Below are 25278 nucleotides of genomic sequence, written 5' to 3'. Positions count from 1 at the left end.
GGGGCGATCCGGTTCTTGACCACACAACCCTGCCTATGGCTTATGGTGTCGATGGCAGAGCGCAAAACACCCCCTAAAAAATCCACGCCGAAACGGCGCAGCAAGGCCGCAAGAAAACCGAGCCTGACGGACCGTGGCTGGTCGTGGATGCGGCGCCTGATCTGGGGCGTCGGATTTTCTGTGCTGGGCATTGTCGTGCTGTCCACGCTCATTTACGCTGTGCTGCCGCCGCCCACGACACCTTATATGCTGTCGGAGCGCAGCCGCCTTGGCGCGATCAAATATGATTGGGTGCCGATGGATGAAATTGCACCTGTGATGGCGCGGTCCGCCGTCGCCGCCGAGGATGCGAATTTCTGCCTGCATTGGGGGTTGGACGTGAGCGCGATCCGCGCAGCGATCGACAGCGGGCGCGGCGGGGCATCCACGATTTCGCAACAAGTGATCAAGAATGTCTATCTGTGGCATGGGCGCAATTGGATCCGAAAAACGATCGAGGCGGTCTGGACCCCGCTGTCAGAGGCGGTGTGGACCAAACGCCGTATTCTGGAGCTATACCTGAACGTTGCCGAATTTGATGAAGGCGTCTTTGGGGTGCAGGCCGCCGCCCTGCATTATTTTGGCGTCGATGCCGCGGATTTGAACGCAACACAAGCGGCGCGGTTAGCGGCGATTTTACCCGCGCCCAAAACCCGATCCGCGTCAAACCCCAGTACTTATACGCGCACCCGGGCTGCGGCGATCATCACAGGCGCGGAAACTATTCGGGCGGATGGCCGCGCGGATTGTTTCGTTGACTGAACCAGCCATTGAATCAGGCGGCCCCTTGCTGCATTGAGGTGGAAAATAGATTTGTGAGTCCGTCATGAACACCCTGTATCATTACCCGCTATCGCCGTTTTCACGCAAAGTGCGTCTTTGTCTGGCCGAAAAAAAGATCGAAGTCGGCCTTGTTGAAGAACGCTATTGGGAACAAGATTCGGATTTCTTGCGGCGTAATCCTGCGGGCAAAATTCCAGTGCTGAAAATGGGTGGCCGTATGATGGCCGAAAGCAGTGCAATTTGCGAGTTCCTTGAAGAGGCTCATCCAACCCCTGCGTTGCTTCCGCGTGATCCCGAAAGCCGCTATGAAGCCCGACGCCTGATCGGGTGGTTTGATGACAAATTCTATCACGAGGTGACCACCAAACTGGTCGGCGAACGCGTCTATCGCAAGGTCATGGGCACCGGATACCCCGATAGCACCAACGTCAAAGCGGGTGCGCGGGCAATCAAGTACCATCTGGATTATATGGCCTATCTGCTGGAGCATCGGCGCTGGCTGGTGGGCAATGATATGACGATGGCGGATTTTGCGGCTGCCGCGCATTTGTCATGCCTTGATTACACCAGCGATGTGGACTGGAACCGCCACGAGGTGGTGAAAGATTGGTACGCCAAGATCAAATCGCGCCCGGCGTTTCGGTCGTTGTTGGCGGATGAGGTGCCGGGGTTTCAACCCGCCGCGCATTATGCTGATCTGGACTTCTAGGGCGCGCTGTCTGCGTATTTGCGTGCAAGTCATATGAAAGCACGTTTGACGACTTTTGCCAAAGATGCAGGTTTTGCAAAGGTTGGTATCTGCCGCCCGGATGCGGTGCCGGAAATGGCTGATCGCCTTGCGGCCTTTGTCGATGCCGGTTTGCACGGGCAGATGGCATGGATGGCCGACCGGATGGCATGGCGGGGTGATCCTTCCGCGCTATGGCCCGCGGCGAAATCAGTGATCATGCTCGCTGAACCCTATACGCCAACTCATGATCCGTTGGCTGTTTTGGACCAACCTGATCGTGCGGCGATCAGCGTCTATGCCCAAGGCCGCGACTATCATGACGTTGTGAAAAAACGGCTTAAGGTGGTTGGGCGATGGTTGATCGACCAAGTCCCGGATGCGCAAATCAAGGTGTTTGTGGATACGGCCCCCGTGATGGAAAAACCACTGGCGCAGGCGGCGGGTCTGGGCTGGCAGGGTAAACACACCAATCTGCTGGGGCGTGATCTGGGGTCGTGGTTCTTTTTGGGCGCAATTTTTACGACCGTTGATCTGGAACCGGACGCGCCAGAAGTCAGCCATTGCGGGTCATGCACCGCCTGTTTGGATGTCTGCCCCACCAATGCATTTCCGGCGCCTTACCAACTGGATGCCCGCCGATGCATTTCGTATTTAACAATCGAACATAAAGGTCCGGTTGACCTTGAATTGCGGGCCTTGATGGGCAATCGTATTTACGGTTGCGACGATTGTCTGGGGGTTTGCCCGTGGAACAAGTTCGCGGCAGAGGGGCGCGATGCCCGCTATGCCGCGCGCGAAGATCTGGTCGCGCCACCTCTTGCCGCACTTGCGGCGCTTGATGACGCAGCATTTCGGGCGAAATTTTCGGGATCACCAATCAAACGGATCGGGCGGGACCGTTTTGTGCGCAATGTGGCTTATGCGATTGGGAACTCTGGCGATCCGGATCTGCGGGCGGCAGTCGCGCCTTTGGTTGCAGATCCAGATCCCACTGTCGCAGATGCAGCGCGCTGGGCGCTGGACCGATTAGGCGGGCTGACGACGCGCCGCAGCGAATGACACCAGCTTGCGGGATTTTTCGTCCCACAGGTCAAGGCTCGCACATTTCAGGCTTTGCAAGATTGTCATCCGGCTGCATTCCACCAATTCCTGATGGTCGCGCAATACCTCTGTCAGACGATAGAACGGAATGCGGCTATAAAGGTGATGCACATGATGAATGCCAATATTTGCCGTAAACCAGCGCAGGATCGGCGGCAGGTCATAGTGTGAACTACCATGCAAAGCCGCCTCGTGCAGTTGCCAGTCGGGCGCGCTGTCCCATTGGGTGGTTTCGAACTGGTGTTGGACATAAAACAGCCAAACCCCAACGGAGGCTGCGATCAGCGTTGTTGGAAGAAACACCAGAAATAGCGCCTGCAATCCGCCAAAATATACGATAATCCCAAGTATGGCGACCATCGCAGCATTGGTGCCCATTGCGCTGATCCAGTATTTGCGCCCTTGGTTCATCAACCCGAATGGCAGCCGGTTTTGCAGGATAAACAGGTAGGTTGGTCCTAGACCAAACATCACCAGCGGGTGCCGATAGGCGCGGTACATGAAGCGACCAAATGCCGTGCGTTGGTGGTATTCTTCAACCGTCAGGGTCATTACGTCGCCGATACCGCGGCGGTCCAGATCACCTGCGTGGCTGTGATGGATCGAATGTGTGCGGCGCCAGACATCGTAGGGCGTCAATGTGACCACGCCCAAGACGCGACCGACCCAATCGCTTACGGTGCGATTTCCGTAGAATGACCCATGCCCGCAATCATGCTGAATGCAAAACAAGCGCAGCAAAAAGCAGCCATTGACGGCCGAGATCAAAAGCGCACCCAAATAGCTATATTGGGCAACCCAGCAGGCCAAAACCCACAGGCCAACAAACGGCACAACGCTGACGGCCAATTCAAATGAGCTGCGCAGGCTGCTGGGTTCGCGATACTTTGCAAGGATCTGGACCCAGTCACGCGGGCTCATGTTGGTCGGGATGGTGTTATGATCAGACATGTAAGCCTTCTTATTTTAGGTAGGTATCGGATATCTTAACGCAGGGCGGTAGCAAGCAAAAAAGGCTTCAATGTGGTGAAGGTGCGGCCTAGGGTGCGGCAAAAGGGATCAATCATGCAGCCACTACGCGGAATTTTGTTCAAAGTCATGTCAGTATGCATGTTCATGGTGATGTCCAGCCTGATCAAGGCGGCCTCTGTCGACGTGCCGCCGGGGCAAGCGGTGTTTTTTAGGTCTTTTTTCGCGTTGCCGATTATTTTCGGCTGGCTTGCGATGCGCGGAGAGCTGCGCAATGGCTGGAAAACAAATAATCCGATGGGCCATTTTTGGCGTGGGTTGGTGGGAACCACCGGGATGGGGCTGGGATTTACCGGCCTTGGCTTGCTGCCATTACCCGAAGTTACGGCAATTGGCTACGCTGCGCCCTTGCTGGTCGTTATCTTTGCCGCGATGTTTTTGAACGAACAGGTCGGCGTTATACGGCTGTCTGCGGTGGCATTGGGGATGATTGGTGTTTTGATTGTGCTATCGCCACGCATTGCCGTAGGAACCGCGCTAGATTCGTCTGAAAAACTGGGCGCGATCGTCGTGTTGATGGGTGCGGTGATGTCGGCGTTGGCGCAGGTGTTTGTGCGCAAGCTGGTGATGACAGAGGGTACTGCGGCCATCGTGTTCTGGTTTACAGTCACCTCGTCTTTGATCGGGTTACTGACCATTCCATGGGGCTGGGCTATGCCAACGATTCCGATGTTCACCATGCTTGTGATGGCGGGCCTTCTGGGGGGGATTGGCCAAATTTTATTGACCTCAAGCTATCGGTTCGCCGACGCATCCGTCGTCGCGCCGTTCGATTACACGTCGATGATTTTGGCGTTGTTGATCGGGTACTTCATCTTTGATGAGGTGCCGACAGGCACCATGCTGTTCGGGGCAAGCGTTGTTATCGCCGCGGGTGTGATGATTATTTTGCGCGAGCACAGATTGGGTTTACAGCGCGCGCAACAACGCAAAGCAACGGGAACGGTTGGCAGTTAACCTGCCCGGCGTAAGAACGAAAACCTGTTTCTCATCAGCGATTTAATACGCCGAAACCGTCGCGACAGACCCGGCGCATCGGCGGGTACATCAAGACCTGCATCACGATACAGCTCCCAAATGTCGCGGGTTTCCGTTGGTGATAAATGCAGCGGAACCCGGGCAGGGTGTCCACCCTTCGGCTCTAGAAATCGTTGCGGAATTTTAAATGGCAGCGACCCACGGACGCGCGCCATCACCTTTTGATTAACCTGTGCCAATTGTCGCAGTGATGCATCACGTTCATCAATCTTCAGTCGATGCGTGCGGTAATATCCGGTATCCCAATTCACCAACACGAGGGCAAAGATATCGTAAGGGCCGGGCCGCGCTGGCAAGTGATGCGGTTCGTCCAAAAAATCAGCGGGTTTGCTGCGGTAGAACGCGTGTGCCGCAACCGCAAAATCACATTCCGGCTGACACAGCATCCAATAAATCAGCGTGTTGTGGGCGGGGCTGGTCGCACGTCGAATGGTATCAAGCCATAGGTCCTGTGGGGCACCCTTCAGCAGGCGCCGGATCGCAATTTCAGCTGGTTGCGGCAGGGGCGCGTGGGGGTGTGAAGGAGGCTGCATCGTCTCACAGAACTGGTTATATCTCCTGATAGCTAGAAAAGCGGGCTGAAGTTTGTCCGATATGGGGCAGCATTAGAAAAAGCGCGTGCTGTTTTAGTCCGGGATGGATGAATGACTGGTGTCATCCGATGAAAAATCGTGCAGGCGATCCCGCAGATGCACCGCCTCTGCGACCGACAGCCCCGTTTCATCAAGAACACATTGCGGAATATGTGCCAATTTACCCAGTAACTCGCGCCCGGTTTCTGACAGACCCACCAGCGTCTGCCGTTCGTCATCCGGGTTGCGGCGCCGGGTGACAGTGCCGGTTTTTTCCAGCCGCTTTAAAAGCGGTGTCAGTGTCCCGGAATCAAGGCCCAGCGTCGCGCCGAGTTCTTTGACAGTGGTTTCTTTCGTTTCGGCCAAGGCCAACACGACAAGATACTGCGCATAGGTAAGCCCCAGCGGATCTAAAAAAACCCGATAAATACGGTTCATCTTGTGATGTGCTTCGTAAATGGCAAAGCAAAGAAGATCGGATGGGCTGGAAGGTGATTTCATCTGGTCATTTTATATTGCGCGCAATCCCATGGCAAGCGGTTGACTTTGTCTCCATGGATGATAAGTTGTGTACAATATAATAACGCACAATGAAAGAGGTCTGCAATGCCAACGAAAATCGCATATGAAGCCATCGCCGTCGCGACAGGTGGCCGCACAGGGCACGCCAAAACAGAGGATGGTCAACTGGAAGTAACATTGGCCACACCAAAAGAAATGGGTGGCGATGGCAAGGGGAACAACCCTGAACAGCTTTTCGCGGCGGGCTATGCCGCTTGTTATCTGGGTGCGATGAAATTCGCGGCAAGCCAGGATAAGTCGCTGATCACATTGCCCGACGACACGACTGTGCGGGCGACAGTGGGCATCGGTCCCCGCGAAGATATGGGTTTCGGCCTTGCGGTGACGCTCGAGGTGCATGTGCCGGGTGCTGACAAGGCTGACGTAGAGGCGATCGCGGCCGCCGGCCACAAAATTTGCCCCTATTCGCACGCAACCAATGGCAATATTTCAGTCACAACCAAAGTTGCCTAAAACAAAAACCCCCGCAGGATCACTGCGGGGGTTTGTCTTTAGCTGCGGACCAGTTTTTCGTAGTCTGCGGCGATTTCACGGGTCAATGCGCCGACCTCGAATGTGTAGTCGCCGATTTGCCCGACAGGGGTAACCTCGGCGGCGGTCCCGGTCAGCCAGCATTGCTCAAAATCAGCAAGCTCTTCCGGCATGATCCGACGCACGTGGACCTTGATCCCTTTGGCTTCCAGCATTTCGATCACTGTCTGACGGGTAATGCCGTTCAGGATCGCATCTGGATCAGGTGTGTGGACCTCGCCGTCTTTGACGAAAAAGATGTTTGCGCCAGTCGCTTCGGCGACGTAGCCGCGATAATCCATAAATAGCGCGTCAGAACAGCCTTTGGCTTCGGCGGCGTGTTTGGACATGGTACAAATCATATAAAGACCGGCGGCTTTGGCTGCGGTCGGGATCGTCTCGGGTGACGGGCGTTTCCATTTTGCGATGTCAAGCTTAGCGCCCTGCATTTTGGCGTCACCGTAATAGGCACCCCATTCCCATGCGGCCACGGCCATGCGGACAGGATTGCGGCTGGCCGCGACACCCATGTCGTCGCCAGCGCCACGCCAGACAAGAACACGCACATAGGCATCGGTCCAGCCATTGGCGGCCAGCACATCGTATTTGGCTTTTTCGATCTCTGCGACGGAATAGGGCAAAACCATATCCAAAAGTTCCGCGGATCTGATCAGGCGCTCGGAATGTGCGACCGATTTAAAGATCTTGCCATTGTAGCACCGCTCGCCCTCGAACACTGAAGAGGCGTAGTGCATGGCGTGGGTCAGGATATGCACATTGGCGTCACGCCAATCAACCAGCTGACCATCCATCCAGATTTTACCATCTCTGTCATCATATGCCCCAGCCATCACAGTCTCCTTTAGATTTGCATAAATTACGCGAAAAGGTTCGCGTTGGATATAATGTTGCGTGTTTTGTTGATTTCGCTAACAGTTGATTCTTGGAATGTCAACAAAGCTGACGTATTGTGACGGCAAGCAGAGGGAGACCACGCATGAGTGATGGAAGCCGACCGCAGATGGGGCAAAGCCTGTTGTTCCTCACCGATGAACAGCTCCGCAAAGGGATCGAGGCGATGTTCTTTGCCTATCGCGGCTTTACCGCAGACCCTGACCGCATTCTGGCGGACAAGGGATATGGGCGGGCGCATCACCGTGCTATCCATTTCATCAACCGCAGCCCTGGCACCACGGTCAATAATCTTTTGGCGATCTTGGGTGTTACAAAACAGTCTCTGAATCGTGTGTTGCGCAGCTTGATCGAAGACGGTTTAGTGACCAGCACTGTCGGTAAGAAAGACAAACGCGAACGACATTTGCGTCTAACAGCCGAGGGGGCGACGTTAGAGCGAGCACTGTCGGATGCGCAGCGCGACCGGATGCGTGTGGCGTACCGTGCTGCGGGTCCCGCTGCGGTGGCTGGATTTCGGCAGGTGTTGGAGGCCATGATGGATGACGAAACCCGCCACCATTATGCGGCGATGAAGGATAAAGCGGAATGAAGGCAGACGACGCCCATCTATTGATTGTGGACGACGACGAGCGCATTCGCGCGTTGCTAAAGAAATATCTGGTGCGGAACGGGTTCTTGGTATCGACAGCCCGCGACGCGGCCCATGCGCGCCGCATTCTGGCTGGCCTGGAATTTGATCTGATTGTGCTTGATGTGATGATGCCGGGCGAAGACGGGGTATCACTGTGCCGCGACTTGCGCCAAAAAATCGCAACGCCCGTCATGCTGCTGACCGCAAAGGCGGAGACGAACGACCGCATTTCCGGGCTGGAAGCGGGCGCTGACGACTATCTTGCCAAACCTTTTGAACCCAAAGAACTGCTGCTGCGCATCAACGCGATCTTGCGGCGGATGCCCGCAGCGGAACCTGCGCTGGTCGTGCCGAAGGTGATGCATATGGGCAGCGTGCGGTATGACATTGCGCGCGGCGAGATGTGGCAGGGCGACGCACTGGTGCGACTGACCGCGACCGAAAGCCAACTGATGCGCATTTTCTCCGGGCGTCCGGGAGAGGCCGTTTCACGGTTGCAGCTTGTCGAAGAACTTAGCCGATCAGGTGGCCAGACCCAAGAACGCGCGGTCGACGTTCAAATCACGCGGCTGCGCCGCAAAATAGAAGCCGACCCCAAACAGCCGCGGTATTTGCAGACCGTGCGGGGCGCAGGGTATATGCTGGCCCCGGAATGACCCACGTCTGATCCAAAGGGGCGCCCTGACGGGCGCACGACATATTGGGTCGGCCTTCTGCGTGCATGTGTGACGGAAACAAGAAAGAGGGGCGTTTATGGTAACCGCATTGATTACCCATGATGACTGTTATGACCATGTGACGCCACCAGGCCACCCCGAACAGGTGGCGCGTCTGGATGCCGTGCTGAACGCGCTTGTTCATATTGATCTACGCCGTGTCAAAGCCCCGATGGCCGCTGAAGATGACCTGCTGCGCGTTCATCCCAAGGCCCACCTGCGGAATCTGCAAGATGCCGTGCCTGACAGCGGTTGGCGGTCGCTTGATGCCGATACCCATATGTCTGCGGGCACATTGCAGGCCGCCTATCGCGCCGCCGGTGCCGTCGTGCGCGCCGTTGATCTGGTGCTGGAGGGCGACGCCGACAACGCCTTTGCCGCGATCCGCCCGCCCGGCCACCATGCCGAACGCGAAACGGCTATGGGGTTTTGTTTTTTTGGCAATGTTGCGGTTGCTGCAAAATATGCGCTGGATCATCACGGGTTGGAGCGCGTGGCGATTGTCGATTTTGATGTTCACCATGGCAACGGCACCCAGGATTTGGTCGAAGACGACCCGCGTATCTTGTTTTGTTCGACGCATCAGTCGCCGCTGTACCCGGGCACCGGTGCCTCGCATGAAACGGGTGTTGGCAATGTGGTGAATGTGCCTTTGCCCGAAGGCACCGGATCTGCAGGGTTTCGCGCGGCGATGGAAAAGCAGGTATTTGCGCGCGTCGATGCATTCTTTCCGCAACTTCTGCTGATTTCCGCCGGATTTGATGCACATGCAGATGATCCATTGGCGGGGCTGTTGCTGACCACTGCCGACTTTGGATGGGTCACACAGCGTTTGTGCGATTTGGCAGAGAAACACTGTGCCGGTCGCGTTGTATCAGCCTTGGAAGGTGGGTATGACCTTGTGGCATTGGGGGACGCCGCTGCCGCCCATGTCAGCGTTTTGGAGGAAAGAGGCCGATGACTACGCCCGTTGCAGAAATGAGCTTTGAAGGTGCCATGAAAGAGCTGGAGGCCGTTGTTGGCCAGCTTGAACGTGGCGATGTCGCATTGGATCAATCGATTGCGTTATATGAACGTGGTGCTGAGTTAAAAGCCCGTTGCGAAGCCAAATTGAAAGAGGCCGAAGAAAAAGTGGCCAAGATCACCTTTGCGGAAAATGGCGCACCCAAAGGGACTGCGCCGCTGGATGAGTGACCGATTTCAGGCCGCGCTAAAGGTTGCGGCCGCGCACACACAAACCTACATCGCTGACGCGCTTGCCGGTCAGACAGGTCCTGTTGCCGAGGGCATGATTTATGCCACACAGGGTGGCAAAGCCCTGCGCGCATTTCTGGTGCTGGAAACGGCCCGTCTGCACACTGTCGCTGATCCGCTGCCTGCGGCGGCGGCGATTGAATGCCTGCATGCCTATTCGCTGGTGCATGATGATCTGCCGTGCATGGACGACGATGACATGCGCCGGGGACAGCCGACCGTGCACGCAAAATGGGACGAGGCGACAGCCGTTTTGGTCGGTGACGCGTTGCAGGCAATGGCGTTTGATCTGGTGTTGCGCCCCGATGTGCCCGCAGCAGCGCGCATCATCTTGGCGCAAAGCCTTGCCCATGCGGCTGGTGTTGCGGGCATGGTGGGCGGGCAGGCGCGCGATATTGCGGCTGAAACGGCGGAATATCCGCTGACGCTTGATGACATTACGGACTTGCAGGCAGGGAAAACCGGGGCATTGATCACGTGGTCCTGTTTGGCGGGGCCGCGTATGGCGCAGGCCGACACGACCGCCCTGCGGGCATACGGTGATGCGCTGGGCCTTGCGTTTCAAATCTGGGACGATCTGCTGGATGTGATCGGTGATGCGGCTGCCGTTGGCAAAGCTGTTGGTAAAGATGCCGCCGCCGGTAAGGCGACATTTGTGTCGTTACTGGGCGTTGACGGGGCGAAACGCCGCGCCACTTCTCTGGTGCAACAGGCCTGTGATGCGCTATCTGTTTACGGAAATGACGCTGAGACATTAAAAGAAGCCGCCCGTTTTGTGATATCGCGGACGCATTGAGAAGGTAGCGAAATGAGCAACCAGCCACAGACCCCGCTTTTGGACCGCGTCCACACGCCTGCCGATATGAAGGGCATGTCTGACGCCCAGTTGCGCCAGCTTGCCGATGAACTGCGCACCGAAACGATTGCCGCGGTGTCGGTCACCGGTGGTCATTTGGGCGCCGGTCTGGGCGTGGTGGAAATGACCGTGGCACTGCATGCCGTGTTTGATGCGCCCAAGGACAAGATCATTTGGGACGTATCTCACCAATGCTATCCCCATAAAATTCTGACCGGACGGCGCGACCGTATCCGCACCTTGCGCACCGAAGGCGGGCTTAGCGGGTTCACCAAACGCTCTGAAAGCCCCTATGACCCGTTCGGCGCCGCGCATTCCAGCACGTCGATCTCTGCTGCGCTGGGATTTGCTGTCGCGCGTGATTTGGGCGGCGAAGGCGGCGATGCGATTGCGATTATCGGCGATGGTGCGATGTCGGCGGGCATGGCCTATGAGGCGATGAACAACGCGGGTCATTTGGGCAAGCGATTGATCGTGATTCTGAACGACAACGAAATGTCGATCGCACCGCCGACAGGCGCAATGTCATCGTATCTGTCGCGGCTTTACGCCGGGGCGCCGTTTCAGGAATTTAAAGCGGCTGCCAAAGGTGCGGTGTCGTTGCTGCCCGAACCCTTCCGCGAAGGCGCGCGGCGGGCGAAAGACATGCTCAAGCATATGACAGTGGGCGGCACCCTGTTCGAAGAGCTTGGGTTTTCCTACGTCGGCCCCATCGATGGCCACGATATGGACCAACTGCTGTCGGTCCTGCGCACGGTAAAAGAGCGGGCCGATGGCCCAATTCTGATCCATGCGATCACCAAAAAAGGCAAAGGTTACGCCCCCGCCGAGGGCGCCAGTGACAAAGGTCATGCGCGCGCGAAATTTGATCTGGTCACCGGCGAGCAAAAGAAATCCCCTAGCAACGCGCCGTCTTATACGGCGGTCTTTGCGGATACGCTGATCGCCCTCGCGGACAAAGACCCCAAAATTTGCGCCATCACAGCAGCAATGCCCGATGGCACCGGGCTTGACCGGTTCATGAAGCGTTATGCCAGCCGCTGTTTTGATGTCGGCATCGCCGAACAGCATGCGGTGACCTTTGCGGCGGGTCTGGCCGCGGGGGGGATGCGCCCGTTTTGTGCGCTTTACTCTACGTTCCTGCAGCGCGGCTATGATCAGGTGGTGCATGACGTTGCGATCCAACGCTTGCCGGTACGTTTCGCCATTGATCGTGCGGGTTTGGTCGGCGCCGACGGGGCCACACATGCCGGTGCGTTTGATGTGGCGTTTTTGGCGAACCTGCCGGGGATCGTTGTGATGGCTGCAGCAGACGAGGCGGAACTGGTCCGCATGGTCGCCACCGCCGCCGCCTATGACGATGGCCCCATCGCATTCCGGTTCCCGCGCGGCGAAGGTGTCGGCGTTGAAATGCCGCAAAACCCGGAACTGCTGGAAATTGGCAAAGGCCGGATGATCCAAACAGGTTCGCGTGTCGCGATCCTGTCCTTTGGCACCCGCCTGCAAGAGGTCACTGCCGCCTGCGAAGCCCTGCGCGCCAAAGGGATCACCCCTACCGTCGCCGATGCCCGATTTGCCAAACCGCTGGACCGCGACATGATCCTGAAACTTGCGGCAGATCACGAGGCGCTGATCACCGTCGAAGAGGGCAGCGTTGGCGGGTTCGGGTCACATGTGGCGCAACTGTTGGCGGACGAAGGTGTGTTCGACCACGGGCTAAAATTCCGGTCCATGGTGCTGCCTGATATTTTCATCGACCAAGCCAGCCCGCGCGCCATGTATGATGTCGCCGGATTGAATGCCGAACACATCGAAGCCAAGGTGTTAGAGGTCATGGGCGTGGCAACGTTAGAAAAACGCGCCTAGGGCGCTGGGCTATATCATCGCGCTAGTCTGGCGTTTCCAGCGCCAGCAGCGCCTGCAGCCCGGCCCGATAATCAGGATATCGCAGCTTAACGCCCAGCTCGTCTTTGATCCGGTCGTTGCGCACTTTTTTGCTTTCGGCATAGAAACTGCGGGCCATCGGGGTCATTTCGGCGGTCGCGAAATCTTCGGCAGGGGGCAGCGGCAGGCCCAACAGCTCGGCTGCATAGCCGATCACGTCCTCGGGCGGGGCGGGGTCGTCGTCACAGACATTATAGGCCGCACCGGGATTTGGGTGCGCAATCGACGCGGCCAGAACCTGTGCGATGTCCGCTACATGGGTCCGGCTGAAAACCTGACCCGGTTTGATGATCCGTCTTGCAGCCCCTGACCGTACCTTGGCAAACGGGCCACGGCCGGGGCCATAGATGCCCGCCAGCCGAAAGATGTGCAGCCGCAAACCGGGGATCGCAGCCCATGCCGCCTCGGCCTTGACCCGCGCGACGCCGCGCTTTGTGGCAGGGGTCAGGGGTGTCGTTTCATCCACCCAATCACCATTGTGGTCGCCATAGACGCCAGTGGTGGACAAATAGCCCACCCACGAAAACTGCCCTGCGCGTGCGGCAATTTCGGTGTGTAGCGCACTTAGAACCGGATCACCTGCGTCATCCGGTGCGGCGGAAATCAATAGATGTGTCGCCTGATCCAGATAGGCGGACATGTCGGCACCCGGCCAAACGACCGGCGTAATCCCCGTATTTGCCAAATCAGCCGCACGATCCGCAGAGCGGGTTGTGCCAATAATCGTCCACGCCTCTGGGGGTAAAAGAGGCACCAGCGCTTGCGCGCTATACCCGTGGCCAAATGAAACTAATGTCTTTGTCATGATTGAGTCCTGACCCAAGCCACAAAAAATCACAAGCCGCTTCTTTGGCGCCCCAATACCGCCGTCAGCGGCGTAAAACTATGCCAACCTATCCGCTTAAGAAAGCGCCGTAGGTGTGGAAACGGGTCAAGCTTTATAGCAATTTGCACAAAAAATTAGCAGATGCGCTGATTTTCTCTAATGCTTCTCTGCCGCCACCTTGCGGCTAAAAATACTTAAGCATCTGTTATTTCGCAGAAATACCAAAAATAATTCCCAAATGCGGTTGTACTGGCTAAAAAATCCGGCGCGCCCAGAAAATTTACCGTTTGATAAAAAATAAACTTGTGGCAGGCTTGACCCAAGAAGCCACGACAGGAAAAAAATCATGTCCAGCCCCATGACCCCCGGTATCGCCGCCGCGCGCTTACCCGCTGACACTATCGACGCCAATTTTGCCGACCTGCACGCCCCGCTTGCCCCCCACGAGGCCTCTGTTGCGGCGGACCGCTGTTATTTCTGCCATGATGCACCTTGCATGACGGCCTGCCCCACCAGCATCGACATTCCGCTGTTCATTCGACAAATCAGCACGGGTACGCCCGAAGCAGCCGCGAAAACGATTTTCGATCAAAACATTCTGGGCGGGATGTGCGCCCGCGTCTGTCCGACCGAACAACTTTGCGAACAGGCCTGCGTACGCGAAGCAGCCGAAGGCAAGCCGGTTGAGATCGGTCGCCTGCAACGTCACGCGACCGACAGGCTGATGGCGAAACAAAGCCACCCTTACAGCCGTGCCGCCAGCAGCGGCAAAACCGTGGCTGTTGTGGGGGCTGGCCCCGCCGGATTGGCCTGTGCCCACCGTCTGGCCATGCATGGCCACGATGTGACCCTGTTTGACGCGATGCCTAAGGCTGGCGGTCTGAACGAATACGGTATCGCTGCCTATAAATCGACCGACGATTTTGCCGCCCGCGAGGTGGATTGGCTGTTAGGGATTGGCGGAATTACCGTCCAGACTGGAAAACGTTTGGGCGCCGACTTGTCGCTTGATACCCTCAAGGCGGATTATGACGCGGTGTTTCTTGGTGTCGGTCTGGGGGGTGTCAATGCGCTGCGCGCTGATGGCGAAGACAAGGATGGCGTTGCCGATGCGGTCGATTTCATCAAAACGCTGCGTCAATCCACCGACCTGACCCAACTGGCCGTGGGTCGCGACGTCGTCGTTATCGGGGGCGGGATGACTGCGGTAGATGCGGCTGTGCAGTCCAAACTGCTCGGCGCGCAAAACGTCACGATTGCGTACCGTCGTGGCCGTGAAGTTATGAGCGCGAGCCCCTACGAGCAGGACCTTGCAGCCGCCAAAGGGGTGCGCCTGATGTTCAACGTGCAGCCGGTCGCCGTGCGCGGCAATGGCGCAGTGCGTGAGATCGAATTTGAATACACCAGCGACGATGGCACCGGATTGAAAGGCACAGGCGAAATGATCCGCTTGCCCGCGGATCAGGTGTTCAAAGCCATCGGGCAAACGCTAACGACGGACGCGGGTCTGACGCTCGCCGGGCGAAAAATTGCGATCACGGGTGCGGGTCGGACCAGCGTGGCTGGGGTCTGGGCCGGGGGCGATTGCGCCTCTGGCGGGGATGATTTGACGGTGACTGCCGTTGCCGAAGGCCGCGATGCGGCGATGGATATTCATGCAACCTTGATGGGGGGCAACTAAAATGGCCGATCTTACAACAACCTTTCTGGGCATCACATCTCCCAACCCGTTCTGGCTGGCCTCTGCGCCGCCGACGGACAAAGAATACAACGTCCGTCGCGCCTTCGAGGCGGGCTGGGGCGGGGTCGTGTGGAAAACGCTGGGCGCCGAAGGCCCGCCCGTCGTCAACGTGAACGGCCCCCGTTACGGCGCGATCTATGGCGCGGATCGGCGGCTTCTGGGGCTGAACAATATCGAATTGATCACTGACCGGGATCTGCAAACCAACCTGGATGAAATTACCCGTGTTAAGGCGGATTATCCTGACCGCGCGGTGATCGTGTCGATCATGGTGCCCTGCGAGGAAGAAGCATGGAAAGCCATTTTGCCCAAAGTGGCAGCAACCGGTGCTGACGGGATCGAGCTGAACTTTGGCTGTCCGCACGGGATGGCAGAACGCGGCATGGGCTCTGCTGTGGGGCAGGTGCCCGAGTATATTCAGATGGTGACAGAGTGGTGCAAGAAATACTACGACAAGCCCGTTATCGTGAAATTGACGCCCAACATCACCGACGTGCGCAAGCCTGCGCAGGCCGCAAAAGACGGTGGTGCGGACGCGGTCAGCCTGATCAACACAATCAATTCGATCACCAGTGTCGATCTGGATATCATGGCGCCCCAGCCAACAATTGACGGCAAAGGGACACACGGCGGTTACTGCGGCCCAGCTGTGAAACCCATCGCTATGAACATGGTCGCCGAAATTGCCCGCGACCCGGGCACACACGGCCTGCCCATTTCCGGCATCGGCGGCGTGACCACATGGCGCGACGCGGCAGAATTTATGGCGCTGGGCTGCGGCAACGTGCAGGTCTGCACTGCGGCGATGACCTACGGGTTCAAAATCGTGCAGGAAATGATCAGTGGTTTGTCGCAATGGATGGACGAAAAGGGTTACACGTCAACGGCTGACTTTGTTGGGATGGCTGTGCCGAATGTGACCGATTGGCAGTACCTGAACCTGAACTACGTGGCCAAGGCCAAGATCAATCAAGACGACTGCATCAAATGCGGACGTTGCTATGCAGCCTGCGAAGACACGAGCCACCAAGCCATCGCCATGTCAGAGGATCGCGTTTTTACGGTCATTGATGATGAATGTGTCGCCTGTAACCTGTGCGTGGACGTTTGTCCGGTCGAAAATTGCATTACAATGGAGGCTATGACACCGGGTGAGGTCGATCCACGGACAGGCAAAGTGGTTTCCAGCGACTATGCCAACTGGACCACGCACCCGAACAACCCCGGCGCCGTGGCGGCAGAGTGACAGAGTTTTCGTGACGAAAACTCTGTCCGCAGCTAAGTCTTCATGGCGAAGACTTAGCGGTTTCACAGGTGCACGGTCAGATGATCTGAATTGCAGACGATGATGAACTGACCTGCGCATTCCAGCAAATGAAAGCCGCGGCGCGCCACCTCTTCCAACATAGCGTCACGCCCGACCTCGCGTTCCACGTCACGCACCGCGCGCCGGACGACGCCACCACGTTGCACCGATTTGGCGCTGAAAAGCTGATGAAAAAACGCAGGGTTACCATGTGTAAAGCGCGTTTCGCGCAGTTGTATCTGTCTCATCTCGCAAATCTAGCAGACACATGGTTTATAACACCTTACCACATACCAGCGATGACGCCCCCATCGCAATTTGGCTGGCCGTATCGGGCCTGGTCAGATCAAAGCGTGATTTGCTGCCCCAGCTCGACAACCCGGTTAGACGGTAGATGGTAATAGTCGTGGGCGCTGCTGGCGGTCCTGGTCAGGGCCTTGTACAACCGTTTTTGCCAGCGCCACAGATCCCCCTTTTGCGACAGCTTGAAACTGCGCCGGTTCAGGAAAAATGACGTTGTCATGATGTCGAATTTAATTCCCAACTTACGGGCCTCGGCCAGCGCGCGCGGCACGTTCGGGGTATCCATGTACCCGAACGTCAGACGCACCCTTCCAAAGGTGGCAGACAGTTCTTCGATGTCGATCATTTCATCGAACGGCACATGCGGGCGGTCTGCGGTGCGCACCGTCACGATGTAATTTTTGGCATGCAGTACGCTGTTATGCTTGATATTATGCATCAACGCCGGTGGGGCAGTGATGGGTTCAGCCGTCAGAAACATCGCAGTGCCCGGGACGTGCGCGATATGCGTGCTTTTTTCGACCGATGCCACAAGCGTCGTCAGTGGCACCGAACTGTCAGATGATTTTTTCTGCACAATGCGTGACCCTTTAACCCAAATTCCCATCAAGGTGGCCAACACCGCTGCGACGCTAATTGGAAGAAATCCGCCCTCAAAAAACTTGGTCATATTTGCCGCGAGCAAGAAGCATTCAATCACGAGCAACGGCAGGAATACCGCCAAGGCAAGGCGCGTGGACCAAGACCACAAATAGCGATAGACAATAAAAGCCAGCAGCGTGGTCGTGATCATTTCGCCGGTCACGGCGATACCATAGGCCGTCGCCAGGCTGGCAGAGCTTCCGAACGACAACACCAAAATGATCACACAGATCATCAGCATAGCGTTCATCCGCGGGATATAGATTTGGCCTTGCTGCGTCTCGGAAGTATGCAAAACACCCATTCGCGGCAAAAGTCCCATTTGGACCGCTTGATAGGCAACAGAAAACGCCCCCGTGATGACGGCCTGCGATGCGATGACTGTCGCCACGGTCGCAAAGGCAATCAAACCCGGCAGTGCCCATGTTGGCGCCATCAAAAAGAACGGGTCGCTTGCTGTTGCTGGGTTGGCAAGCACCATCGCGCCTTGGCCGAGATAGCTGAGCGCGAGCGCCGGGAAGACCAAAAATATCCACGCCCGCCGAATTGGGCTGCGTCCGAAATGGCCCATATCCGCGTAAAGTGCCTCGGCCCCAGTGATCGCCAAAAATACCGACCCAATAACGGGCATAGCCGCTGCGCCATGCGTCAGCAAAAACCGGATGCCGGGCAGCGGATTTAACGCCGCAAGGATCGCCGGATCATCAGCGACATGCGCCAGACCCATCCCCGCCATCATGATAAACCACACCAACATGATCGGACCGAAAAACTTGGCGATGCCTGCGGTCCCTTTGCTTTGCACCAGAAACAGCGCGACGATAATCGTCAGGGTCGTTGGAATAACATAGGGGCTAAACCCCGGTGCGATCAGCGTGATACCCTCGATCGCGGACAGCACTGAAATCGCGGGGGTGATCATTGCATCGCCAAAGAAAAGCGCGGTGCCGATAATGCCGATGGCCAGCAAACCACGGGTGCGCCCGCCCATCGCACGCTGACCCAGCGCCAAAAGAGACAGCGTGCCGCCCTCGCCACGGTTATCTGCCCGCAGAATCAGGGTCACATATTTAAATGTCACAATGATAATCAGCAGCCACAGCAGCAGTGACACAATGCCGATGACATCATTCGCCCCGGCGGGTGCGCCACGGGTTGCTGCCGCTAACCCTTCGCGAAGTGCATAAAGTGGGCTTGTGCCGATGTCACCATACACGACACCAACTGACCCAAGTGACAGCGCCAAGGTCGATCCGGTGTGTGATGACTGACCGGATGAACCGGTTTTGGCAGATGACATGGCACGTCGCCGTTAAGAACGATGGCCCAGATTTACGCCGATTGGGCATACATCACAAGCGTGGTCTTTCTGCACCTGCAAACACAACCCCGGCGTTATGACACCCGCAAAATTGCCCTAAATGTCTGCTCCAAATGTGCGGCGACATCGTCGTATGGGGTATCCCTGCCCAAAACAGCGCGTACTTGGACGTCAAAATCGGCGTAGTGCTGTGTCATTGCCCAGATCGAAAAGATCAGGTGATATGGGTCAGTGGGGGCAATTTTTTCCGCCTTGATCCATGCACGCAGCACCACCGCTTTTTCATCAACCAAACGCCGCAGGTCTTGGCTGAGGTGGTCGGCGATATGGGGCGCGCCTTGCAGGATTTCATTGGCAAAAAGACGGCTTTCGCGTGGAAAATCCCGGCTCATGTCCAGTTTGCGCTGCACATAGGCCAGGATTTCTTTGACCGGATCACCATCCGGGTTCATCTGCACAAGCGGCTCTAGCCATGTGTCCAGCAACCGTTCTAGCAGTGCGGTATAAATCGCGTCTTTTGACGGAAAATAATATAGCAGATTCGGCTTCGACAGCCCCGCCTCATCGGCGATCTGGTCAAGCGTGGACCCTCGCAAACCAAATTGCGAAAACACTTCTAGACCGGCGGTCATAATGGCGGCCCGGTTGCGTTGTTGAATGCGTGTCTCTGGCTTATTCGTCATTGGTCACTGCTTAAAAAATGGGCATATTTTGCCGTTTTCTGCATGCTTTGACTTCATCCAAAGCATTTGCTCATTTGCTGCGCGGAAAACTTGACTGATGCCTTTCCTCTGTTAGCCTGACTTTGACCATATGGTCAAATCAGATACCGCGATAATCAGGAGACCCTCATGGCAGCCCCCGGCGAGAATTTAAAGATAAATGGAGCGCGTTTATGGGAAAGCCTGATGGAAATGGCGAAAATCGGTCCCGGTGTCGCAGGCGGCAACAATCGCCAAACCCTGACAGATGCCGATAGCGAAGGGCGTCACCTGTTTCAGAAATGGTGTCAGGATGCGGGGTGCACCATGGGTCTGGACGAGATGGGCAATATGTTCGCGCGCCGCGAAGGGATCGACCCGGATGCGCTGCCAGTCTATGTTGGGTCGCACCTTGATACCCAGCCGACGGGCGGGAAATACGATGGTGTGTTGGGGGTGTTGGGCGGCTTGGAATTGCTGCGCACTATGAACGACCTTGATATCAAAACAAAACATCCGATTGTCGTGACCAACTGGACCAACGAGGAAGGCACCCGTTTCGCGCCTGCGATGCTCGCGTCAGGGGTGTTCGCGGGTATGCACACCCAAGATTGGGCTTATGATCGTACCGACGCCGAGGGCAAAAAATTCGGTGACGAACTGGCACGGATCGGTTGGAAAGGCACCGAGAAAACCGGCGATCGCAAGATGCACGCATTCTTTGAATTGCACATTGAACAAGGCCCGATTCTTGAGGCAGAGAATAAACAAATCGGTGTGGTGACGCATGGCCAAGGGCTGTGGTGGTTGCAGGTCACGCTGACCGGAAAAGACGCCCACACCGGATCAACCCCGATGAACATGCGGGTCAACGCGGGGCTTGGCATGGCGCGGATCACCGAACTTGTGCACACCATCGCGATGGAAAACCAGCCCGGAGCGGTTGGTGCGATTGGTCACTGCGACGTCTACCCCAATTCGCGCAACGTGATCCCCGGCAAGGTGGTGTTCACCATCGACTTCCGCTCGCCAGATCAGGCCAAGCTTGACGGCATGAAAGCCCGGTTAGAAGCAGAAGCCCTGCCGATTGCGCAGGAATTGGGTCTGAAAATAGAGATCGAAGCCGTCGGTCACTTTGACCCTGTGACATTCGACCCTGCTTGCGTGACTGCTGTGCGCAACGCCGCTGACAGGCTGGGATATTCCCACATAGACATCATTTCCGGCGCGGGACATGATGCCTGCTGGATCAACCGGCTTGCGCCCACCGCCATGGTTATGTGCCCTTGCGTAGACGGGCTGTCGCATAACGAGGCCGAAGAGATCAGCCAAGAATGGGCCGCCGCCGGTGCGGATGTGCTGTTCCACGCTGTTCTTGAAACAGCCGAGATCGTATCCTGATGGCGACCCGCGGGTTTCGCCTTTTGATTTTGCGCGGGGCGGCCTTGGTGGCGCCGACGGCCTGCGCATTGCCGACGGTTGAACCGCTCGATATTCCGGCCGACGTCACCCAATTCATCCCCGCTGACATCGATATGTCCGAGGTGAACCGCGACACCAACGGCTGTTATTTTTACACCTACGGCGCGAGCCTGTTCACCGTCAAAGACGACAATGGTGATCCGGTCTGCCGTCCCGATACGAATGCCTAAAGGAGACACGCCATGACCACAGTGATCAAAAACGGAACGATTGTGACTGCCGATCTGACCTATAAGGCGGACGTGCTGATCGACGATGGCACCATCATCGAAATCGGGCAAAACCTGTCGGGTGCCGAGGTGCTGGACGCGTCGGGGTGTTATGTCATGCCCGGCGGCATCGACCCGCATACTCACCTGGAAATGCCGTTCATGGGCACCTATTCCACCGATGATTTCGAAAGCGGAACGCGCGCGGCGTTGTCCGGTGGCACCACGATGGTGGTTGACTTTGCGCTGCCCAGCCCCGGTCAGGGTCTGCATGACGCGCTGCAAATGTGGGACAATAAATCGGGCCGCGCGGCTTGTGATTATTCGTTCCACATGGCCGTCACGTGGTGGGGCGAACAGGTGTTCAACGAGATGGAAAGCGTGATCAAAGAGCGCGGCATCAACACCTTCAAACACTTTATGGCCTACAAGGGCGCGTTGATGGTCAATGATGACGAAATGTACGCATCGTTTAAACGTCTGGGCGAACTGGGCGGTATTGCCATGGTCCACGCCGAAAACGGCGATGTGGTTGCCGAGCTTTCGGCGAAACTGCTGGCCGAAGGCAACACCGGTCCCGAAGCCCACGCTTATTCCCGTCCCCCCCAAGTCGAAGGAGAGGCCACAAACCGCGCCATCATGATCGCGGATATGGCGGGCGTTCCGCTGTATGTGGTGCACACCTCTTGCGAGGACAGTCACGAGGCGATCCGCCGCGCCCGGATGCAAGGGAAACGCGTCTGGGGTGAACCGCTGATCCAGCACCTGACATTGGACGAATCCGAATATTTCAACCAAGACTGGGACCACGCCGCCCGCCGCGTGATGTCGCCGCCGTTTCGCAATAAAATGCACCAAGACAGCCTTTGGGCGGGCCTACAGTCCGGGTCGCTCAGTGTTGTCGCGACCGACCACTGTGCGTTCACCACTGAACAAAAACGCTATGGTGTCGGCGATTTCACCAAAATCCCGAACGGCACCGGCGGATTAGAGGACCGGATGCCAATGCTTTGGACGCACGGCGTGGCCACGGGCCGATTGACCATGAACGAATTTGTCGCCGTGACATCGACCAACATCGCCAAAATCTTGAACTGCTATCCGAAAAAAGGCGCAGTTCTGGTGGGCGCCGACGCTGATCTGGTGGTCTGGGATCCGGAAAAATCCAAAACCATCACCGCCGCCAGCCAAGTCTCGGCGATTGATTACAACGTATTCGAAGGCAAAACGGTAAAAGGCCTGCCGCGGTTTACCCTTACCCGCGGACAAGTGGCCGTTTACGACGGCGAGGTTCGCGCCCAAGAAGGGCATGGTAAATTCGTCAAGCGCGAACCCAATACTGCCGTCAACAAGGCGCTGTCGTCGTGGAAAGAACTGACCAGCCCGCGCCCGGTTGAACGGACCGGTATTCCCGCCTCTGGCGTATAACTTAGAATAAAAGGTGCCAGCTTTGAGCCAGCCGATCATTATCAATGCACAAGACCTCGATCTGACGTTCGAAACAAACGACGGTCCGGTGCATGCGCTTAAGGGCGTGAGTTTGGACATCAACAAGGGCGATTTCGTCAGTTTTATCGGCCCGTCCGGCTGCGGCAAGACAACGTTTTTGCGCTGTATGGCTGGGTTGGAAACACCCACCGCTGGCACTTTGACCGTCAATGGCATGTCCCCCGAAGAGGCGCGGCGCGCCCGCGCCTATGGGTATGTGTTTCAGGCGGCGGGGCTGTATCCGTGGCGCACGATTGGTGGCAACGTCAAACTGCCGCTTGAAATTATGGGTTTTTCGAAGGCCGAACAGGCAGAGCGCGTGGCGCGGGTGCTTGAACTGGTTGATCTGGCGGGATTTGAAAACAAATTTCCGTGGCAATTGTCGGGCGGCATGCAGCAGCGCGCCTCGATCGCGCGCGCGCTGGCGTTTGATGCCGATATCCTGCTGATGGACGAGCCGTTTGGGGCGCTTGATGAAATTGTGCGTGATCACCTGAACGAACAACTGTTGCAGCTTTGGGCGCGGACCGAAAAAACGATTGGGTTCGTCACCCATTCCATCCCCGAGGCGGTTTATCTGTCGACCAAGATCGTGGTGATGTCGCCACGACCCGGCCGCATCACCGATGTGATCGAAAGCCCGCTGCCAAAAGAACGCCCGCTGGATATTCGCGACAGCGCCGAATTCATTGCCATTGCCCACCGGGTGCGCGACGGCCTGCGTGCGGGGCATGATGATGTGTAGCTGCCTCCGGCGGGAGTATTTTGAACAAAGCGAGGGGGCGTGCGCATGAAGTCGATCCTTCCGGTTTTGACAATTATCATGGTTATTTTGTTGATCTGGGTGCTGGCCGTGATCCCGATGAATATGCATCTGACCGCCGATCAGGCGCAGCGGGACGGGTTGGTTGTGGCACCCGAAACGCCTGCCGCACGGCAGGACTATTCTGGTTTTGGGTTGGCGTTGCGCAACCCGTCGCTGCTGGGGCTGACCTATGTGCAAGACCGCCCGCGGTTGCCATCCCCGCATCAGATCGCGGTCGAGATGTGGGATACGATTGTGCTGAAAAACGTCACTTCAAAGCGGTCGCTGGTCTATCACGGCTGGGTCACGCTGTCGGCGACACTGCTGGGGTTCGCGATTGGCACCAGCCTTGGGATTTTGCTGGCGGTCGGCATCGTTTACAATCGGGCGATGGATATGAGCGTGATGCCTTGGGCGATTGCAAGCCAGACCATCCCGATTTTGGCGCTTGCGCCGATGATTATCGTCATGCTCGGTGCCATTGGCATCCAGGGCCTGCTGCCGAAAGCCATTATCAGTGCGTACCTGAGTTTTTTTCCGGTGGTCGTCGGAATGGTCAAGGGCCTGCGCAGCCCTGACGGGATGCAATTGGACCTGCTGCGCACCTACCACGCGAGCCCGTCCCAAGCACTCTGGAAACTGCGGTTGCCCGCATCGGTGCCCTATCTTTTTGCCTCACTGAAGATCGGGATCTCTGCGGCGCTTGTCGGGGCGATCGTGGCCGAACTTCCGACGGGCGCACGCGCTGGCTTTGGCGCGCGGATGCTTGTGGGTGACCAATACGGGCAACCGCTGGTGACGTGGGCGGCGCTGTTCGCTGCGGCAATTACGGCGGCATCGCTGGTGGGTATTTTCAGTCTGCTGGAACGGCTGACGTTGCGCCGGATGGGAATGTCACAATGATGACATGGATTGGCATTTCGGGTGCGCTGGCGATTTGGGGGGCGGGATGGTTCACCAATACGCGGCTTGCCAACAGCCCGCTTTCACAGCAACGGATGGTACAGCTTTTGGTGCCTGCGATCTTTGGGTTGACCCTGCTGATCATGTGGGAATGGCTGGTGCGGGTGTTGCAGGTGAACGCCGTGATCCTGCCGCCGCCGTCGGCCATTGCAGTGCGTTTTGCCCAGGAATTACCACGGCTCTGGGCCGACTTTGAACAGACCATCATCAAAGGCGCGATGACCGGCTATATCGTCGGGGCTATCGCGGCCTTTGGTGTCGCGATCCTTGCGGATCGGTCCGACTTTTTGACGCGTGGTATTTTACCCGTTGGCGGGTTCATGGCGGCACTGCCGATTGTTGGCACCGCGCCTATTTTCGTAAAATGGCTGGGCAGCGACTGGCAATCAAAGGCCGCTGTTGTGGGCGTCATGGTGTTTTTCCCCATCCTCGTGAATACGGTGGCTGGCTTGCGCGATACGACATCCATGCAGCGCGACCTGATGCGCACCTATGGCGCGGGCTACTGGGCGACATTGTTCAAACTGCGCCTGCCTGCCGCGATGCCGTTTATCTTTAACGGGCTCAAGATCGCCACAACCCTGGCGCTTATCGGGGCGATTGTTGCTGAATTTTTCGGCTCTCCTACGGTTGGCATGGGGTTTCGGATATCAACCAGCGTGGGGCAGCTTGCGCTTGATATGGTCTGGGCCGAGATTGTGGTGGCAGCGATTGCCGGCAGTACCTTTTACGGGCTGATGGCATGGATCGAAGGACGGGTCACATTCTGGCATCCGTCGCAAAGAAAATAA

The 25278-nt window shown here is 57.2% G+C and carries 27 protein-coding genes; 19 read left to right on the top strand and 8 right to left on the bottom strand.

The features are described 5' to 3' along the window. The first annotated feature begins 51 nt into the window (after nucleotides 1-51). From mtgA to queG, 3 genes are all read left to right on the top strand, one after another. Nucleotides 52-801: a monofunctional biosynthetic peptidoglycan transglycosylase gene (gene mtgA / locus ACXJGX_RS06790; RefSeq protein WP_474779939.1), complete on the top strand. Its 750-nt coding sequence runs from the start codon at nucleotides 52-54 to the stop codon at nucleotides 799-801. A gap of 64 nt (nucleotides 802-865) precedes the next feature. Continuing rightward, a complete protein-coding gene (gene fzlA, locus ACXJGX_RS06785; RefSeq protein WP_474779937.1) occupies nucleotides 866-1531 on the top strand; it encodes an FtsZ-binding protein FzlA in 666 nt (221 codons plus the stop codon). Between the two features lie 33 nt (nucleotides 1532-1564). Then, on the top strand, nucleotides 1565-2611 hold the full coding sequence (gene queG / locus ACXJGX_RS06780; RefSeq protein WP_474779935.1) for a tRNA epoxyqueuosine(34) reductase QueG: 1047 nt from the start codon (nucleotides 1565-1567) through the stop codon (nucleotides 2609-2611). Here queG and ACXJGX_RS06775 read toward each other — a convergent pair. Then, the gene (locus tag ACXJGX_RS06775) at nucleotides 2579-3604 is read right to left on the bottom strand and encodes a fatty acid desaturase (protein WP_474779933.1); all 1026 of its coding nucleotides are present in this window, start codon (nucleotides 3602-3604) and stop codon (nucleotides 2579-2581) included. The genes queG and ACXJGX_RS06775 overlap by 33 nt on opposite strands. Nucleotides 3605-3718: 114 nt before the next feature. Between ACXJGX_RS06775 and ACXJGX_RS06770 the strand changes: the two genes are divergently transcribed. Continuing rightward, complete coding sequence (locus ACXJGX_RS06770; RefSeq protein ID WP_474779931.1) at nucleotides 3719-4639, top strand: DMT family transporter; 921 nt, start codon at nucleotides 3719-3721, stop codon at nucleotides 4637-4639. On the opposite strand, the gene ACXJGX_RS06765 is transcribed toward ACXJGX_RS06770, so the two are convergent. Further along, complete coding sequence (locus tag ACXJGX_RS06765) at nucleotides 4636-5253, bottom strand: hypothetical protein (RefSeq protein ID WP_474779929.1); 618 nt, start codon at nucleotides 5251-5253, stop codon at nucleotides 4636-4638. The genes ACXJGX_RS06770 and ACXJGX_RS06765 overlap by 4 nt on opposite strands. 93 nt (nucleotides 5254-5346) lie before the next feature. Beyond that, nucleotides 5347-5793 carry a MarR family winged helix-turn-helix transcriptional regulator gene (locus ACXJGX_RS06760; protein ID WP_474779927.1) on the bottom strand — a complete coding sequence of 149 codons (447 nt, stop codon included), beginning with the start codon at nucleotides 5791-5793 and terminating at the stop codon, nucleotides 5347-5349. A 105-nt stretch (nucleotides 5794-5898) separates the two neighbouring features. Here ACXJGX_RS06760 and ACXJGX_RS06755 point away from each other — a divergent pair, with 105 nt between their 5' ends. Then, entirely contained in the window at nucleotides 5899-6327 is a 429-nt protein-coding gene (locus ACXJGX_RS06755) for an organic hydroperoxide resistance protein (protein WP_474779925.1), read from the top strand. Nucleotides 6328-6365: 38 nt separating this feature from the next. Here the strand turns inward: ACXJGX_RS06755 and ACXJGX_RS06750 are convergent, their stop codons facing one another. After that, nucleotides 6366-7235, bottom strand: coding sequence for a branched-chain amino acid aminotransferase (locus ACXJGX_RS06750; RefSeq protein WP_474779923.1), 870 nt, complete (start codon nucleotides 7233-7235; stop codon nucleotides 6366-6368). 146 nt (nucleotides 7236-7381) lie between these two features. Between ACXJGX_RS06750 and ACXJGX_RS06745 the strand changes: the two genes are divergently transcribed. The 6 genes from ACXJGX_RS06745 to dxs all read left to right on the top strand — a co-directional run bounded on the left by ACXJGX_RS06745 (nucleotide 7382) and on the right by dxs (nucleotide 12622). Then, entirely contained in the window at nucleotides 7382-7888 is a 507-nt protein-coding gene (locus ACXJGX_RS06745; protein ID WP_474779921.1) for a MarR family winged helix-turn-helix transcriptional regulator, read from the top strand. Beyond that, nucleotides 7885-8586 (top strand): response regulator, encoded by a 702-nt coding sequence (locus ACXJGX_RS06740; protein WP_474779919.1) that lies wholly within the window; start codon nucleotides 7885-7887, stop codon nucleotides 8584-8586. Before ACXJGX_RS06745 ends, ACXJGX_RS06740 begins: the two co-directional genes overlap by 4 nt. Before the next feature lie 97 nt (nucleotides 8587-8683). Beyond that, nucleotides 8684-9607, top strand: coding sequence for a histone deacetylase family protein (locus ACXJGX_RS06735; RefSeq protein ID WP_474779917.1), 924 nt, complete (start codon nucleotides 8684-8686; stop codon nucleotides 9605-9607). Beyond that, complete coding sequence (locus ACXJGX_RS06730; protein ID WP_474779915.1) at nucleotides 9604-9840, top strand: exodeoxyribonuclease VII small subunit; 237 nt, start codon at nucleotides 9604-9606, stop codon at nucleotides 9838-9840. Before ACXJGX_RS06735 ends, ACXJGX_RS06730 begins: the two co-directional genes overlap by 4 nt. Then, nucleotides 9833-10696, top strand: coding sequence for a polyprenyl synthetase family protein (locus ACXJGX_RS06725; protein ID WP_474779913.1), 864 nt, complete (start codon nucleotides 9833-9835; stop codon nucleotides 10694-10696). Before ACXJGX_RS06730 ends, ACXJGX_RS06725 begins: the two co-directional genes overlap by 8 nt. 12 nt (nucleotides 10697-10708) lie before the next feature. Further along, a complete protein-coding gene (gene dxs / locus ACXJGX_RS06720; RefSeq protein ID WP_474779911.1) occupies nucleotides 10709-12622 on the top strand; it encodes a 1-deoxy-D-xylulose-5-phosphate synthase in 1914 nt (637 codons plus the stop codon). 22 nt (nucleotides 12623-12644) lie between these two features. Here the strand turns inward: dxs and ACXJGX_RS06715 are convergent, their stop codons facing one another. Further along, the gene (locus tag ACXJGX_RS06715) at nucleotides 12645-13505 is read right to left on the bottom strand and encodes an SDR family oxidoreductase (RefSeq protein ID WP_474779909.1); all 861 of its coding nucleotides are present in this window, start codon (nucleotides 13503-13505) and stop codon (nucleotides 12645-12647) included. A 367-nt stretch (nucleotides 13506-13872) separates the two neighbouring features. Here ACXJGX_RS06715 and ACXJGX_RS06710 point away from each other — a divergent pair, with 367 nt between their 5' ends. Together ACXJGX_RS06710 and preA are read left to right on the top strand one after the other, a co-directional pair. Beyond that, nucleotides 13873-15207: an NAD(P)-dependent oxidoreductase gene (locus ACXJGX_RS06710; protein ID WP_474779907.1), complete on the top strand. Its 1335-nt coding sequence runs from the start codon at nucleotides 13873-13875 to the stop codon at nucleotides 15205-15207. A gap of 1 nt (nucleotide 15208) precedes the next feature. Further along, nucleotides 15209-16513, top strand: coding sequence for an NAD-dependent dihydropyrimidine dehydrogenase subunit PreA (preA, locus tag ACXJGX_RS06705; RefSeq protein ID WP_474779906.1), 1305 nt, complete (start codon nucleotides 15209-15211; stop codon nucleotides 16511-16513). A 62-nt stretch (nucleotides 16514-16575) separates the two neighbouring features. Here preA and ACXJGX_RS06700 read toward each other — a convergent pair whose 3' ends face one another. The 3 genes from ACXJGX_RS06700 to ACXJGX_RS06690 form a co-directional block, all read right to left on the bottom strand. After that, entirely contained in the window at nucleotides 16576-16821 is a 246-nt protein-coding gene (locus ACXJGX_RS06700; protein ID WP_474779904.1) for a hypothetical protein, read from the bottom strand. Between the two features lie 98 nt (nucleotides 16822-16919). Beyond that, nucleotides 16920-18818, bottom strand: coding sequence for a potassium transporter Kup (locus tag ACXJGX_RS06695; RefSeq protein WP_474779902.1), 1899 nt, complete (start codon nucleotides 18816-18818; stop codon nucleotides 16920-16922). A 95-nt stretch (nucleotides 18819-18913) separates the two neighbouring features. Beyond that, the gene (locus ACXJGX_RS06690) at nucleotides 18914-19522 is read right to left on the bottom strand and encodes a TetR family transcriptional regulator C-terminal domain-containing protein (RefSeq protein ID WP_474779900.1); all 609 of its coding nucleotides are present in this window, start codon (nucleotides 19520-19522) and stop codon (nucleotides 18914-18916) included. 168 nt (nucleotides 19523-19690) lie between these two features. Here ACXJGX_RS06690 and ACXJGX_RS06685 point away from each other — a divergent pair, with 168 nt between their 5' ends. From ACXJGX_RS06685 to ACXJGX_RS06660, 6 genes are read left to right on the top strand one after another with little or no spacing between them, the layout of a single operon-like run. Continuing rightward, complete coding sequence (locus ACXJGX_RS06685; RefSeq protein ID WP_474779898.1) at nucleotides 19691-20941, top strand: Zn-dependent hydrolase; 1251 nt, start codon at nucleotides 19691-19693, stop codon at nucleotides 20939-20941. Next, on the top strand, nucleotides 20941-21192 hold the full coding sequence (locus ACXJGX_RS06680) for a hypothetical protein (RefSeq protein WP_474779896.1): 252 nt from the start codon (nucleotides 20941-20943) through the stop codon (nucleotides 21190-21192). The genes ACXJGX_RS06685 and ACXJGX_RS06680 overlap by 1 nt, the downstream gene beginning before the upstream one ends. Nucleotides 21193-21204: 12 nt before the next feature. Continuing rightward, entirely contained in the window at nucleotides 21205-22659 is a 1455-nt protein-coding gene (gene hydA, locus ACXJGX_RS06675; RefSeq protein WP_474779894.1) for a dihydropyrimidinase, read from the top strand. Nucleotides 22660-22681: 22 nt separating this feature from the next. After that, entirely contained in the window at nucleotides 22682-23464 is a 783-nt protein-coding gene (locus tag ACXJGX_RS06670; RefSeq protein ID WP_474779892.1) for an ABC transporter ATP-binding protein, read from the top strand. A 45-nt stretch (nucleotides 23465-23509) separates the two neighbouring features. Beyond that, nucleotides 23510-24427 carry an ABC transporter permease gene (locus ACXJGX_RS06665; protein WP_474779890.1) on the top strand — a complete coding sequence of 306 codons (918 nt, stop codon included), beginning with the start codon at nucleotides 23510-23512 and terminating at the stop codon, nucleotides 24425-24427. Further along, the gene (locus ACXJGX_RS06660) at nucleotides 24427-25278 is read left to right on the top strand and encodes an ABC transporter permease (protein WP_474780760.1); all 852 of its coding nucleotides are present in this window, start codon (nucleotides 24427-24429) and stop codon (nucleotides 25276-25278) included. The genes ACXJGX_RS06665 and ACXJGX_RS06660 overlap by 1 nt, the downstream gene beginning before the upstream one ends.

This window comes from Yoonia sp. SWMV100 (assembly GCF_056108365.1).
Note: the sequence above shows the minus strand (reverse complement) of the source record. Positions and strands in the feature narration are given on the sequence as shown.